Genomic DNA, 13,303 nt, shown 5'->3' on the forward strand with positions numbered 1-13,303 from the left:
TCCAGCGCCGCCTCCTCATCCCCAAGGGCGACGGCGCGGTTCAGGGGGCCGGTGAGCGAGGCAACCACGACGGCCCGAGGCGAGCCGCGACGTCCCGACCGCTTCAGCGCGTGACGGCGCCGAGATCCACGAACGCGCGGTCGGTCATCACCACGAAGGGCCGCTCGTCGAAGCTCAGGCCGCCCTTGCCGTCGTGATCGACGATCTGCAGCTTGCCCATGCCGTAGCCCATCGGGCCGCGCGAATAGTAATGCGCCTGCAGGGTGTACCGGCTGGCCCGCTGCTCCCGGGGCGCGCGAAGGGTGAAGCACTCGGGCCCGTAGCCGGTCGTGACGTCGGCATAGAGGCGCCCGCCGCCCGGCAGCGTCGGGTTCTCGTAGGAAGCGTGGCCGCCGCGGTCGTCCCGGATGTGAAAATCGACGTCGTTGGCGTCGGTCTCCCAGCTCAGCACGAAGCGGAGCGAGGGCGCCCGTTCGAGCGCGGCGCCGGCCTTCGCGAGCCGTCCCAGGACGCCCGCCCGGCGCGTCGGATCCGCCTTGAGCCACGCCGCGGCGACGAGGCCGAGGTCCTCGCGCAGGACGTCCTCCACGCCGTCAAAGCGCCCCGGCGGGTAGCGGCGCTGGAGGCCCGCCGCGAGCGCGTCGAAGGCGGCGGCGTGCTCGCCCCGCTTGAGGCGGGCGAACGCGAGCAGGCGGTGGCTGGAGGGGTGGTCGGGGCGCTGCTCGCGCGCCTTCTCGTAGGTGTCGACCGCCAGATCGAGGCCCGCGCCGGGCGGAAGGCGCTCGAGGCGCCCGCCGGCGAAGCGGCGGAGATCCGCGCGCGCCGGGAACAGGTCGATGAGCGAGCCGTACGCGCGGGCGGCGCCCGGCGCGTCGCCCGCGGCCTCGAGCGCCTCGCCGAGCGCGACGAGGGCGAGCACGTCGCCGGGCGCCTCGGCGCGCCAGGCCGAGGCGTCGCGCACCGCGGCCGGCGCGTCGCCCCGGGCGAGGAGGTCCTGGATCCGCTTGAAGCGGCCGGTATACGGCTCGACCGGCGGCTCTGACGGCGGCGCGGCGGCGTCGGGAGCGGCCGGCGTGGCCGCGGCGTCCGGCGGCGCGAACAGGATCGGGTACAGCACGTCGACGCTCCCGGCCTCGGGCGCGGGGAAGCTCAGCGCGTGGAAGGAGCGGACCACGCAGGAGACCACGGCCCCGTCGGGCAGATCGGAGCCGCCGTCGCGCGCCTTCGCGACCGCGCCGCTCGGGTCGATGGTGAAGCGCACGGCGACGCGGCCCTGCAAGCCGGCGTTCCGCTGGAGCCCGCGCTCGTAGCAGAGGCGGAAGCGGCCGAAGCTCTGGCGGACGATGCGCTGGATCACCTCCGGCGGGAGGCGGCCGCTCACCTGCGTCGCGCCCATGCGGACCGAGGGCGCCGCGCCCCGGTGGTGGCCGCCGAGGCGGCCGTGCCCGCTGCCGATGCCCTGGCCGGCGCCCGCGGCCGGCGCGGCGCTCGGCGCGGGCGCGGCGGCCCCGTGGCCCAGGGTGCCGACCGAGCCGAGGCCGATGCCCTCGCCGCGGCCGCCGCCGCCCTCGCTGACGCCCGACAGCCCGAGCCCGCCGGCGCCCTCGCTGACGCCCGACAGCCCGAGCCCGCCGGCGCCCTCGCTGACGCCCGACAGCCGGAGCCCGCCCGCGCCGAAGGACTCTTCGTGGCGCGCGCCGGGAGGAGATCCCGGCGGCGCGGGGGGCGGGCGCAGGGCCGCGGTCTGGCCGAGGGAAGCCGCGGCGGCCAGGCGGGCGGGCGGCGCGCCCCCCTGCGGCTTCTGGGCCGGCGGCCAGGAGCGCTTCTGCACGGCGACGCGGCCGCCCTCCACGGTCAGGAGGTCGGCGAGGCCGCGCCGGGGGATGTCGAAGCGCGCGTAGTCGCCCTCGGTCTCCAGCACGAGCAGCGCGGTGTACGGGCTCAGCACCCGGTGCGTGATCGAGAGGTCGACGATCTGCTTGCGGAGGGCGGTCGGGTCGCCGCCAGGCGCCTCCCGGGCGAGGAGGCCGTCGATCTTCGCCCGGGCCCAGGAGCGCTGGAGCAGCGGGCGCTCCACGCCGCGGAGATCGGGCGCGGTGGTGCGGCCGTCCACCGTGATCCGGACCGGCAGCTCGGCCGGCACCTCGGCGTAGACGAGCGCCTCGTCGCCCGGCTGCATGCCGTCCAGCGTGCTGGGCCAGACCCAGCGCGCGCCCTCGACGTTCACGGCGATCCCCGAGCGGGTGGCCGAGGCGAGGCGCCGATCGAGCTCGGCGACGCCGCGGGCGCCGTCGATCACGGCGCCGTCGCGCGGCAGGCCCGCCGTGACGAGCTGCCGGAGGACGGCCTCGTCGCGGATGCCGCCGAGCGCCACAGCGTCGAGCCGCTCGACGCCCGCGTCGCGCAGCGCCGCCGCCGCGCCGCGCAGGGCGCCCGGCGCGACCTCGCCCGCGGTGGCGATGCCGTCGGAGAGGAGCACAACGCGCCGCTGCCCGCGGGCGCGCGCGCGCTCGCCGGCCCAGCGGAGCGCGCGCCCGAGATCCGAGGCGCCGAGCGCCTGCCGCTCGCGGATGCGCCGGAGCTCCGCCTCGCCGAACGCCGAGGCCGGGCCGTCGAAGATCGGGGTGACGGTCTGGTCGTAGCAGGCGACGGTGAGCGGCGCGCCCGGGCCGCCTGCCCGCGCCGTTGCCTGCGCGACGGCCGCGAGCAGGCCGAGCTGCTCGTCGAGCCCGAGCGCCCGCGAGGCGCTTGTGTCCACGAGGACCACGGCGGAGGCGAGCGGATCGGGCCGCGCTTCCACCGGCGCGCGCACGCGGGCGAGCACGAGCTCGCCGCTGCGCAGACCGCCCCGCGCCTCCATCGACCCGAGCCGCGCGGGATCCACCGCGAAGTCGGCGTCGGGCGCCGCGTCCTTCCGGTGGAGCGCGTGGATCGGCGCGGAGGCGCCCGCGACGGTGGCCTCGAGGTCGAGGCGGCTCACCACGGGCAGGCCGCGCAGGGGGACGGTGAAGGGCGCGTCCGGGCGGAGCTCCTGGGAATACGAGAGGACGATCTCCTTCACGCCGCGCGCCGGGATGGGGAAGACCCGCGCGCTCACCTCGTTGCCCGCCGCCTGCTCGAGCAGCGCCGGATCCTGCTTGCGATGGAGGAAGTCCTCGTACGCCTCGCGCGCGCGCTGGCGCTCGACCACCTCGCCCTCCTGCCAGCGATCGCCGATCCTCATGGCGAGGCGGCCGAGGCTCGCGCCGGGCGGCAGGGTGACGCGGAAGGTGCCCTCGAGCACGCGATCCTCCGGGTTCTCGAACGTGAGGTGCAGCTCGGTGAGCGCGAGCGGCGCCTCGATGACCGCGCGGCCGGTGAGGGCGACGAGGCGCAGCCCCGTGCCGTCCGCCGCGGTGAGCTGGATCGGCGGGGCCTCGGAGCGGCGCGCGGCGAGGGCGAGGGGCGGCACGGCGGGCGCGGCGGGCTCGGGACCGCGCGAGAGCGCGTTGGGAGCGGCGGGCGGTGAGGTGCTGTCGGCACAGCTCGAGAGCGCGGGGATGAGAGCGGCGATCGCGGCGAGCGCAGCGCGGCCGCGGAGGAGGGAGCTTCGCACGGGGGCCTCCGGTCGTGGCACGGCGGTCCGCGCCTGAACGCAGGCCCGCCGGCCGTGGGGTAGGGCGATCGACAGCCGGGCGGGCCCGAGGTTCCCGTCGCAGCCGCGGTCGAGTCGCCGCCGGCCCGCGCATCGAGCACCGCCGGTTGCCGGCGTGCGCCAGCCTCTGAGCTACGCTGCGACGCCATGACCGCCCGCCGGCACGCCTACCTTGGGTCGATGCAAGCGCGCCGCGAGCAACAGAAGCCCACGTCGTTGGGCGCCACCAGGACAGGACCGACGGATGTCTGAACCGGCGAAACATGTCATGACCGTTCGGTGCTCATGCGGAAGCGTCGAGCTCGAGGCCACCGGCGCTCCCATCCTCGGCGCCGCCTGCTACTGCGACGATTGCCAGGCAGGCGCCCGTCAGATCGAAGCGCTGCCGGATGCGCTTCCCGTTCGAGATCCCGACGGCGGCACCGCATACCTCCTCTACCGGAAGGATCGTTTCCGATGCTCGAAGGGAGACCAGCTCTTGCAGGGCTACAAGATCAGAGAGAAGTCGCCCACGAGCCGGGTCGTCGTCGCCACCTGCTGCAATTCAGCGATGTTCCTCCGGTTCGATGGCGGGCCGCACTGGGTTACGGTGTACCGAGCGCGGTTCCAGGGAGACGCTCCGCCCTTGCAGATGCGCATCAACACGAAGTTCAAGCCGGAGAATGGCGATATCCCGAGCGATGTGCCCAGTTACTCGACCTTCCCCATCAAGTTCGTGGCGAAGCTCGTCGCTGCCAAGCTCGCGATGCTGCTTCGTCGATGAGGCGCGGCGCCCGACCTAAGGAATCCCCTCATTTGCAGCCATTTTCAGCGGGGAAATTGAACGGGGAGGCGGGGAGACAGGGAGTATTTTGAGGATTTCCCTCCCCGTCTCCCCGCCTCCCTGTGATTTTCCGAAGAATTCGAGGGGCTGCCTCAGCCCTCAACCCATCGGCCGGCCACCGCTCGCGCGGAGGATCTCCCCGGTGACCGCGGTGTTCGCCGCCGAGCACAGGAAGACGATGGTGGGCGCGACCTCCTCCGGCCGCAGCAACCGCCCGACGGGATACGCTTTCCCGCGCTGCGCGAGGACCTCCGGTGACACCCGCGCGCTCACCTTGTCGGTCAGGGTCAAGCCCGGGACCACCACGTTGGTCAGGATCCCGTGCGGCCCGAGCTCGCGCGCGAGCACCGAGGTGAGCCCGTGGAGCGCCGACTTGGCGGCGGCGTACGGACCGCCGCCCACCACCCCGTCGAGCGCCACGCCCGAGGAGATGTTGACGATGCGGCCCCAGCCGCGGGCGCGCATGGAGGGCACCGCGGCCTGGATGGCGGCGAAGGCGCCGTCGATGTTGTCGTGGAGGGTGCCTTGCCACTCGGCGAGCGGGATGTCCTCGAAGCGCGGCGCTTCCCAGGGCAGGTGCTCGCTCCAGCGGACCGCGTTGTTGACGAGGACATCGAGCTGCCCGAAGCGCGCCAGGGTGGCCGCGACCACCGCCTTGACCGACTCGATCGACCCGAGGTCGAGCTCCAGCGCGAGCGCCTCGCCGCCTTGCCGCTCGATCTCCTGGACGACCTGGGCGGCCTTCTCCCGCTCGCTCCGGTAGGTGAGCGCCACGCGGGCCCCCTCGGCCGCGAGCTGCAACGCCACCTCCTTACCGATCCCCTGCGAACCACCGGTCACCAGCGCAGCTCTCTTCTCCAGCCCCAGCTTCATGCGACACCTCGCTTTCAACTGGAGGGTAGAGAAAGTGGAATAAAATTCCAAAATAAATTGGAAGAATCCTCCAGTTGGGCCGGCTGGTCAGCGGCGCGTGGCTGGGGTAGGGAAGGGGCCATGGCCGTGGCTCGACAGAACGGCGTGGCCCGCCGGGAGGCGCTGCTGGACGCGGCGCTCCGCTGTTTCGAGCAGCGGGGCCTGCTGCGCACCGGCATCGAGGACGTCCGCAAGGAGGCAGGCGCGAGCCCTTCGAGCGTGTACCACCTGTTCGAGGACTTTCCGGCGCTGGTGTCGGCGCTGCTCGAGCGGACGTTCGAGCGGCTGCTGGGGTACGTGACCGCGCGCGTGCTCGCCGCCAGGACGGCGCGCTCGGCGGTGCGGACGCTGGTGGAGGCGCATCTGGCCTGGGTGTTCGACCACGAGGCCGAGGCGCGCTTCATGTACCAGGCGCTCGCGCTGGAGCTGGACGGGCATCACCGCGCCGCGCTCCGGGACACCAAGGCGCGGCTCAAGGCGGAGGTGATGGCGCACCTGGCGGAGCTCGGCGTCTTCTCCGGGGCGCGCTCGTCCGAGGTGATGGTCGACGTCGTGCTGCTCGGCCCGGCGCACCAGGCCTGCCGATCCTATCTCTCCGCGCCCGGCGCCGTGGACCCCAGGTGGATGAAGGCGGCCCTGCCCGATCTCGCGTGCGGAGCGCTGGCCAGGGTCGAGCCGGCGCGCCGGGCGGCGCGAACAGGGCAGCGCGCCGATGGCGTGGAGCCGCGTCAGCAAGCTGGAGGGGGAAGGAAGAGCAAACCGAGTCGAGGATGACGATGGCCCGAGGGGGGCACGTCATCCGTTGTACTCGCGCAGCGCCGTGCCCCTGGCGCGGGCCAGCATGGCGAACGCGCGGCGCTCCGCCTCCCAGAGGATTCGCTCCTCGTCGAGCGTGAGGAGCTCACGGTCCTTCATGACGAGCCGGCCCGCGATGATGGAGTGGCGAATATCGCTGGACCTCGCCGAGTACACGATGTTGCCGACGAGGCTGTTGCGAGGGCGAAGGTGAGGGCGGTGGAAATCGAAGAGGATGATGTCGGCGGCGGCGCCGGGGGCGATGACGCCGCTCGCCTCGAAGCCCAGGGCCCGCGCGCCGTTCCGCGAGGCCAGGCGGAGCACGGCGTCGCCGGGCAGGGCCTCGGCGTCGCGCAGGTGCGCCTTCTGTAACAGGGCCGCGAGCTGCGCCTCTTCGAGCATGTCGAGGTTGTTGTTCGAGCCGGGGCCGTCGGTGCCGAGCGCCACGTTCACGCCGCGGGCGAGGAGCGAGGGGACGGGCGTCACCCCCATCCCGAGCTTCATGTGGCAGCCGGGGCACTGCGCGACGCTCACGCCGCGGCCGGCGAGGATCGCTGTGTCCTCCTCGGTCACAGCGATGCAATGGGCGGCGAGCTTCTGGCCGGGGACGTCGAGGAGGCCGAGCGCGTCGAGGAGCGCGGGGGGCGTCTTCCCGTGGCGCTTCCGCGATACCTCGACCTGCTCGTCGCTCTCGGAGAGGTGGATATGGATGCCCAGGCCCTCCTTGCGCGCCGTCTCGCCGATGCTCTTGAGGAACTCGGGCGGGCAGGTATAAGGCGCGTGCGGGCCGAGGCACGTCTTGATCCGGCCGCCGGCCGCGCCCTGAAAGCGCCGGGCAAAATCCACGGCCCCGGAGAGATCCGTCCCGACCTCGCTGGAGAGGCCAAAGACGCACCAGGCGAGGAGCGCTTTCAGGCCGCTCTTCTCGACGACGTCGGCGACGCGGTGCATATGAAAATAGTGATCCGCGAAGCCGACCGTGCCGCTCCGGATCATCTCGGCCGCGGCAAGATAGGCGCCCCATTCGACGTCGTCTGCGGTGAGGGCGCGCTCCGCGACCCATATCTTCTCATTGAACCAGCGGTCGAGCGGCAGGTCATCTCCGAAGCCGCGCACGAACGTCATGGCCGCGTGCGTGTGCGCGTTCCAGAAGCCGGGCAGGGCGACGAGATCGGTGCCGTCGAGCACCTCGCCGGCGAGGAAGCCGGGGGGCGCCTGGCCAACGGCGAGGATCGCACCGCCTTCGATCGCGATATCGACGCCGCGGAGCACATCGCCCGCGTCGTTGAGGGTGATCACATCGGCAGCCTTGATCAGGATCGACGGCATGGTGCTTTAAATCACTCTTTGCGCGAGGGCTCAAGGCCCGCGCCGGCCACGTGAGCCTGTCGTGGTCTGATCCGTGAGCTCATGCCGGCGAGCACCGGGTGTGCGGCGTCCGGGACGTAGATGTGCCCCACGTTCGTCGCGTCCGGATCCATCGAGCTCCGATCTCGATTTCCGGGCGCGCGCGGGCGATCCTGTGCACCCGAGCGCCGCTGGAGAGGGGCTTTACCGCGCGCGCGTGCTGTGATGCAGTGCCGCCGTGACCGCACCGAGCCAACCCAGGGCGCCCGAGGGCGATCTCGCCACCTTCCAGCGCGAGCGCATCACGCACGATGGGGAGACGCGCGATGTTTATCGAAAAGGGAAGGGCCCCGCGGTCCTCGTGCTGACCGAGATGCCGGGGATCTCTCCCCAGGTGCTCGGGTTCGCCGACCGGGTCGTGGCGCTCGGCTGCACGGCCGTGCTGCCCGACCTCTTCGGGATCGCTGGCCGCGACCCCGTGCGACCCAAGCTCGCGGGCGTGCTCTACGGCATCTCGACGATGGCCAAGGCCTGCATCAGCAAGGAGTTCACCTGCTTCGCGGCGGGGCGCTCCTCGCCGGTCGTCGACTGGCTCCGGGCCCTCGCCGCGTCGGAGCACGAGCGCTGCGGCGAGCCGGGCGTGGGCGTCGTGGGGATGTGCTTCACCGGCGGGTTCGCGCTCGCCATGGCCGCCGACGCTCGGGTGCTGGCGCCTGTCATGTCGCAGCCCTCGCTCCCGTTCCCGCTCACGAAGAGCCGGCGGCGAACCGTCGACTGCGATCCTGCGACCCTCGACGCGGTGGCGCAGCGCTGCGACCGAGAGGGCCTCCGGGTGCTGGGGCTCCGCTTCAAGGACGATCCCCTGGTGCCGGCGGAGCGGTTCCAGTTCCTTCGCGAGCGCCTCGGCGACGGGTTCGTCGCCGTGGAGCTGGAGCAAGCCGACGGGCACCCCGAAGGGCCCCTCAGGAAGCATCACTCGGTGCTCACCGGCGCGTTGATCGATGCGCCGGGCGAGCCGACGCGCGCCGCGCTCGACCGGGTCCTTCAGCTCTTTCGCGACAAGCTGCTGGCCACTTCGATGAACGCCTGAACGACGTGCGCTCGGCGACGCCCCTCTTCGAGGCGTCGAGCTCGGTACTCCGGACCCGATAGGCGTCACCGCGTCAGCATCACCAGGTTGCCGTCGGGATCGGCGACGTAGGCGACGCGCTCGCCCCAGGGCCGGTCGGCAGGCTCGAGCACGATGGGCACTCTCCTCGCGACGCGTGGTCGCGCACAGCAGGAAAACGACGCAGTCGGGGCGATTCGAGTGAAGGACGACCGAGGTTGCCGGCATCCACCAGCCAACCGTCAGGTTTTCATGCGGGCCAGTCTCTCGAGACGGCTCGTATCTCGCACGCTGGGAGAGAAAATTCATGAGACAGCGGTATCTTGCTTTGGCGAAATTATTCTGTGTCACGGCAATGGCCATGGCCTCGTCGGCGTGCGGCGGCGACGGGGGGCCCGATTCCGAGCCGGAGCTCGACCTCGAGCGCTCGGATGTGGAGGCGCCGCTCCAGGGAAGCGCCGCGAGCGGGAGCTGCCCGCTGCTCGACGGTCCCTACGCTTACAACGAGCTCAAGGGCCCGCTCGAGAATCTGCCGGTCGACTGCGTCCCCAGCTGGACCGAGGCGCAGCTGAGCAATGGATTTGCTGCGATCCGTGACACGCGGCATCCGGAGCTCGCCTTACCGGCGCAACCCGGGTTTCCGCGGCGGATTCCCTGGCTCGATCCTGAGAACGGCTGCGAGGAGCGGGCCCCGGCGGCGGCCTACTTCCTCCACCAGTGGGACTATCCGACGCCCTGGTTTGCCAGGGTGACCGGGGATCTGACCTTGCAGACCGAGAACGAGCCGGACGGAGAGGTGTCGTGGAGCGGCCACGTTGCGCCCGTGGTCCGGGTCGGCGGGCAGCTCATGGTCCTCGACCCTGCCATCGAGCCGGCTGGGCCTCTCCCGATCGCGGCGTGGCTCTCTCGGTTCGTCGCCGGCGAGGCCGACATGGCGGTGTGCCGCGATCACGCTCTCGGGGACGGGTGTTTCGCGGCCGAGCCCGTGGCGCCGTCGCTTCCCAGCATGGCGTCCGACTACGAAGGAATACGCATCCGGCTGGTCTCCGAATGGCGCGTTCAGGAGCTCCTCGGACGCGACCCGTACCGCTCCCTCGGCGACTGCCCGCCGTGGGTCACCACCTGCCCGCCCGAGCCCGCGCCCGATCCGAACCTCCCGCCGACCCTCCAGCGGTTCGCGTCGGACCGGACCGACATGCCCGTCTGGTATCCCATCTACGTCATCGGAGACAACTTCGTCCCGGGCTTGACGACCGTGCGCATCACCGGGAACGGTATCGACGAGCTGGCTCCCATCTCCGAGATCAACAAGCGCAGGATCCTGATCGAGCAGGAGTATCCGTTCGGCGTCTACCAGGTGACGGCGTCGAACGGAGCGCACGCCAGCCCGCCCCTGTCCCTGACGATCGAGTGATCCGGAGGACCAGGCACGTGCGCCGGAGCCCGGCGCACGTGCGGTCGCCGGAGCGCGACGCTCGGCCGGGGCGCGCTGACACGGGCTCTTCGGGGCGAGGCGCTCGCGGATCGAGCAGGCCGGCGGTCGAGCTATCTACCGCCCGAAGAACGACACCTGCTGGAATCGCAGGCCGGCCAGGATCTGCTCCACCCGCGCGTCGGACAGCGACCCGATCCGTTCCCCCAGGCGGGCCTTGTCGACCGAAGAGATCTGCGACACGACCACGACGCTCTGCCTGGGGAGGTCCCCCTCGCCCACGTCGAGCAGGACATTCCCCGGCTCGTTCGCCCGGTGCAAGTTCGACGTCAGCGCGCACACGACCACGGTCGTGATGCGCGAGTGGTTGAAGAGGTCGTCCTGGACCACCACGTGGGGATGGGAGTAGCTCGGGGCAGGCCCTCGCGAGTCATCTGGCCCTATCCAGAACACGTCCCCGCGGTTGATCTTCACCGGAGGCGTGTCCGCTGGTTCTTCTGCGCTCGCCGTCATGTGCGCTCGTGAACTTGGCCTGAAGAATGCGGCATTGCAAGGATTATGAGCCTGCCGGCCGATGCCGGTGGGCTATCAGAGGCACTCGACGAGGCCGTCGTACAGCGATCTGTCCGTTCCGGGGAGCGCGGCGTCGATCGCCCGATCCATCGGCGCCGAGAGCGCCTTCACGAGGTCGACCACGGCGGTCTCCGGGGCGACGGGCATCTCGCAGAGGAAGACCCTGGCGTCCACCTCCACATCGCCCGTGGAAGGGAGGACCTCCTCGTTGCTCGCCGCGAAGACCCACACGCAGCTGCCTATCGTCCCGGCGTGCTCCTCGACGGAGCAACGGAATCGAAGCGGCTCGTAGTTGCTGTACTCGCCTTCGCAGAAGGTGTCGCCGCACACGGCGTCGAAGTCGTCGTCCAGAACGCGGAGCAGCCCGTACCAGGCGTCGATCTCGGCCGCGCTCGTGAAGTACGACCCGGCGTCGACGAAGCGCTTCGCGCCGGTCGAGCCGGCCGGAGCCCCCGCACCGTCTTGCCGCGGAGCGGTGCTCTCCGGCCGCGGCAGGGCGGCGCCTTGCGCGGCAGAGCAGGCGAGCGCGAGAACAGGGAGAAGCAGGAACAGGGAGCGATGAGAGCGATGAACCAACATGCGTGCCTCCATCCGAGCGCGACGCGCGGCGCCGGCTCGAGCCATCACGCCGCGTCAGGGCCTTTGCGCTGTCCCGCAACGGCGAGGCCAGCGCGAGGTCGGCCCTCGCGGCGTTTCGATAGGCACTCTTTGCGAGCGGCGTGCCGCGGCTTTTTTGCCGGATCTCGCGGCCCTCGCCGCGCCCCGGGACCTGGCGGCCGCCACGCGTTCCGCCAGATCCGCCAGATCCGCCAGCTCCCCGCGATCCGATCGTTGCTCCGGCTGATCTTCATCGCGCCCTTCCCGCGCTCACGGCGCGCCCGCTACCTCGACCACGAAGCGCTCGCCGTCGACCCGGATCGCCACCGGCCGGCCGGAGAGCCGCGCGGCCGCGCGTGCGTGGGCCTCCGGCTCCTTGGCGGCGAGCGCCGCCGCCGACGACGCTCTGCCCGGCGCCGGTGGCGCTTTGAAGAGAATCTCGTCTCTGGGCATGAACGATCCTCACGAGTCCGGGAACAGAGCTCCGAAAACGAGCGGTTCTCTCCAATCGACGTGACGATGCCCCGCGGCGCGAGCCGACGGCGCGCGGCGTCGATCCGGAGACGCCCGCGCACGACAGGAGCCGATCATGAAGTCTCTGCACCATCGCTTCATTTCTCCGGGAACGCCGGTCGCCGGCGCAGCAGCGACGCGCTTCCGACGCGTGTTCTCGACGGTCCTCATCTCCGCGCTGCTCGGATCCTCGGCCCTGCTCGCGGGCTGCTCCGACGGCGGCGGGGCGCCGGCAAGCACGGACGCCGGCAGCGGCGCGGGAGGCGGCGGCGCCCAGAGCGGCGCGGGCGGCGACGAAAGCGGCGGCGGCGGCGAAGACGCGGGCGGAGGCAGCGGCGGCGAAGACGCCGGCGGCGGCGGCGGCGGCGGCGATGGCGGCAGCGGCGGCGAAGACGCCGGGAGCGGCGGCGGCGACCCGTGGGGCGAGTGCACCGACGAGTCCACGAACGGCGCCAACACCGACCCGGACGACCCCGTGCAGCAGGCCGTGGATCGCCTGGGCGACGGCAAGTACCCCGCCGTCCTGGCCACCGTCCGTGACGTCGACGGGAAACTCCGTCACTACGCCGCCGGTGTCCGCGATCTGGAGACCCAGGCGAAGGTGCCTGTCGACGGGCTCGTGCGCATCGGCAGCAACAGCAAGACCTTCACCGCCGTGGTCGTCCTGCAGCTCGTCGGCGAGGGCAAGGTCGACCTCGACGCGCCGGTCGAGACGTACCTGCCGGACCTGGTCCGCGGCGAGGGCATCGACGGCCGCGAGATCACGGTTCGGCAGCTGCTACAGCACACCAGCGGGCTGGCCGACTACGACGATGTGCTCCTGGTCGGCGGCGTCTTCCCGGTCCAGCACACCTACTTCGATCCCTACGCTCTGCTCGACATGGGGCTGTCGCAGCCGGGGAAGGCCCCCGGCTCCGAGTGGGCGTACAGCAACACAAACTACGTCCTCGCCGGCCTGATCATCGAGAAGGTCACCGGCCGCCCGCTGAACGAGGAGATCACGAAACGGGTCATCGAGCGCATCGGGCTGCGCAGCACCTATCTCCCCGGCGTCGGCGAGCAGAGCATGAAGGGGTGCCATCTCAAGGGCTATCACACGGACGTGCCCCTGGAACCGCTGCAAGACATCACCGAGCTGGACACGTCCTGGGGATGGGCCGCAGGACAGGTGATCGGGAGCCCGAGCGACCTCAACCGCTTCTATCTCGCCCTCTTCGGCGGCGAGCTCCTCGAGCCGGCGCAGCTCGAGGAGCTGCGCACCACCGTCGACGCCGCCATGTGGCCCGGCGCCCGGTACGGCCTCGGCGTGGTCAGCACCCCGCTCAGCTGCGGCGGCCTCGTCTGGGGACACGGCGGCGACATCCCCGGCTACCATACCCGCGGCGGTGTCACCGACGACGGCCGCGCCATCACCGTCGCCGTCACGGTGCTGCCGTACTTCCTGTACGGCGCAGAGGCCGCCGATCAGGCCTACCTCGACATCCTCGCCCTCGTCGACACCGCCCTTTGCGAGTGAGCCCCCGGGGGCGCTCTTGCGCCTCTCCGGCGGCGGGAAGCACGCGGACCGCG

12 protein-coding genes are annotated in these 13,303 nt (G+C 71.9%); 5 read left to right on the forward strand and 7 right to left on the reverse strand.

Annotation, left to right across the window (positions count from 1 at the left end):
* Nucleotides 1–103 precede the first annotated feature (103 nt).
* Nucleotides 104–3,595, reverse strand: coding sequence for an AgmX/PglI C-terminal domain-containing protein (locus WMF36_RS00950; RefSeq protein ID WP_437577668.1), 3,492 nt, complete (start codon nt 3,593–3,595; stop codon nt 104–106).
* A 307-nt stretch (nt 3,596–3,902) separates the two neighbouring features.
* On the opposite strand from WMF36_RS00950, the gene WMF36_RS00955 reads away from it, so the two are divergent.
* Nucleotides 3,903–4,397, forward strand: a complete 495-nt coding sequence (locus tag WMF36_RS00955; RefSeq protein WP_437577669.1) for a GFA family protein — start codon at nt 3,903–3,905, stop codon at nt 4,395–4,397.
* Nucleotides 4,398–4,556: 159 nt separating this feature from the next.
* Here the strand turns inward: WMF36_RS00955 and WMF36_RS00960 are convergent, their stop codons facing one another.
* Nucleotides 4,557–5,330 (reverse strand): SDR family NAD(P)-dependent oxidoreductase, encoded by a 774-nt coding sequence (locus tag WMF36_RS00960; RefSeq protein ID WP_437577670.1) that lies wholly within the window; start codon nt 5,328–5,330, stop codon nt 4,557–4,559.
* A gap of 120 nt (nt 5,331–5,450) precedes the next feature.
* Between WMF36_RS00960 and WMF36_RS00965 the strand changes: the two genes are divergently transcribed.
* Entirely contained in the window at nt 5,451–6,143 is a 693-nt protein-coding gene (locus tag WMF36_RS00965) for a TetR/AcrR family transcriptional regulator (RefSeq protein WP_437577671.1), read from the forward strand.
* Nucleotides 6,144–6,164: 21 nt separating this feature from the next.
* Here the strand turns inward: WMF36_RS00965 and WMF36_RS00970 are convergent, their stop codons facing one another.
* Nucleotides 6,165–7,493 (reverse strand): amidohydrolase, encoded by a 1,329-nt coding sequence (locus WMF36_RS00970; RefSeq protein ID WP_437577672.1) that lies wholly within the window; start codon nt 7,491–7,493, stop codon nt 6,165–6,167.
* Between the two features lie 256 nt (nt 7,494–7,749).
* On the opposite strand from WMF36_RS00970, the gene WMF36_RS00975 reads away from it, so the two are divergent.
* On the forward strand, nt 7,750–8,601 hold the full coding sequence (locus tag WMF36_RS00975) for a dienelactone hydrolase family protein (protein ID WP_437577673.1): 852 nt from the start codon (nt 7,750–7,752) through the stop codon (nt 8,599–8,601).
* Between the two features lie 65 nt (nt 8,602–8,666).
* Here the strand turns inward: WMF36_RS00975 and WMF36_RS00980 are convergent, their stop codons facing one another.
* Nucleotides 8,667–8,762: a VOC family protein gene (locus WMF36_RS00980; protein ID WP_437577674.1), complete on the reverse strand. Its 96-nt coding sequence runs from the start codon at nt 8,760–8,762 to the stop codon at nt 8,667–8,669.
* 218 nt (nt 8,763–8,980) lie between these two features.
* Between WMF36_RS00980 and WMF36_RS00985 the strand changes: the two genes are divergently transcribed.
* Nucleotides 8,981–10,033, forward strand: coding sequence for a protein-glutamine glutaminase family protein (locus WMF36_RS00985; RefSeq protein ID WP_437577675.1), 1,053 nt, complete (start codon nt 8,981–8,983; stop codon nt 10,031–10,033).
* Between the two features lie 135 nt (nt 10,034–10,168).
* On the opposite strand, the gene WMF36_RS00990 is transcribed toward WMF36_RS00985, so the two are convergent.
* The 3 genes from WMF36_RS00990 to WMF36_RS01000 form a co-directional block, all read right to left on the reverse strand.
* On the reverse strand, nt 10,169–10,564 hold the full coding sequence (locus WMF36_RS00990; RefSeq protein ID WP_437577676.1) for a type II toxin-antitoxin system PemK/MazF family toxin: 396 nt from the start codon (nt 10,562–10,564) through the stop codon (nt 10,169–10,171).
* A 75-nt stretch (nt 10,565–10,639) separates the two neighbouring features.
* A complete protein-coding gene (locus WMF36_RS00995) occupies nt 10,640–11,203 on the reverse strand; it encodes a hypothetical protein (RefSeq protein ID WP_437577677.1) in 564 nt (187 codons plus the stop codon).
* Between the two features lie 288 nt (nt 11,204–11,491).
* Nucleotides 11,492–11,674, reverse strand: coding sequence for a hypothetical protein (locus tag WMF36_RS01000; protein WP_437577678.1), 183 nt, complete (start codon nt 11,672–11,674; stop codon nt 11,492–11,494).
* A 136-nt stretch (nt 11,675–11,810) separates the two neighbouring features.
* Here WMF36_RS01000 and WMF36_RS01005 point away from each other — a divergent pair, with 136 nt between their 5' ends.
* On the forward strand, nt 11,811–13,250 hold the full coding sequence (locus tag WMF36_RS01005; RefSeq protein WP_437577679.1) for a serine hydrolase domain-containing protein: 1,440 nt from the start codon (nt 11,811–11,813) through the stop codon (nt 13,248–13,250).
* Nucleotides 13,251–13,303: the final 53 nt, after the last annotated feature.

Source organism: Sorangium sp. So ce887, assembly GCF_051521455.1.
Taxonomy (GTDB): Bacteria; Myxococcota_A; Polyangia; order Polyangiales; family Polyangiaceae; genus Sorangium.

Coding starts and splice junctions, on each gene's coding strand:
- WMF36_RS00970 (WP_437577672.1), bottom strand. CDS start 7,493: ATGCCGTCGATCCTGATCAAGGCTGCCGATGTGATCACCCTCAACGAC.
- WMF36_RS00955 (WP_437577669.1), top strand. CDS start 3,903: ATGACCGTTCGGTGCTCATGCGGAAGCGTCGAGCTCGAGGCCACCGGC.
- WMF36_RS00965 (WP_437577671.1), top strand. CDS start 5,451: ATGGCCGTGGCTCGACAGAACGGCGTGGCCCGCCGGGAGGCGCTGCTG.
- WMF36_RS01005 (WP_437577679.1), top strand. CDS start 11,811: ATGAAGTCTCTGCACCATCGCTTCATTTCTCCGGGAACGCCGGTCGCC.
- WMF36_RS00990 (WP_437577676.1), bottom strand. CDS start 10,564: ATGACGGCGAGCGCAGAAGAACCAGCGGACACGCCTCCGGTGAAGATC.
- WMF36_RS00985 (WP_437577675.1), top strand. CDS start 8,981: ATGGCCTCGTCGGCGTGCGGCGGCGACGGGGGGCCCGATTCCGAGCCG.
- WMF36_RS00995 (WP_437577677.1), bottom strand. CDS start 11,203: ATGTTGGTTCATCGCTCTCATCGCTCCCTGTTCCTGCTTCTCCCTGTT.
- WMF36_RS01000 (WP_437577678.1), bottom strand. CDS start 11,674: ATGCCCAGAGACGAGATTCTCTTCAAAGCGCCACCGGCGCCGGGCAGA.
- WMF36_RS00960 (WP_437577670.1), bottom strand. CDS start 5,330: ATGAAGCTGGGGCTGGAGAAGAGAGCTGCGCTGGTGACCGGTGGTTCG.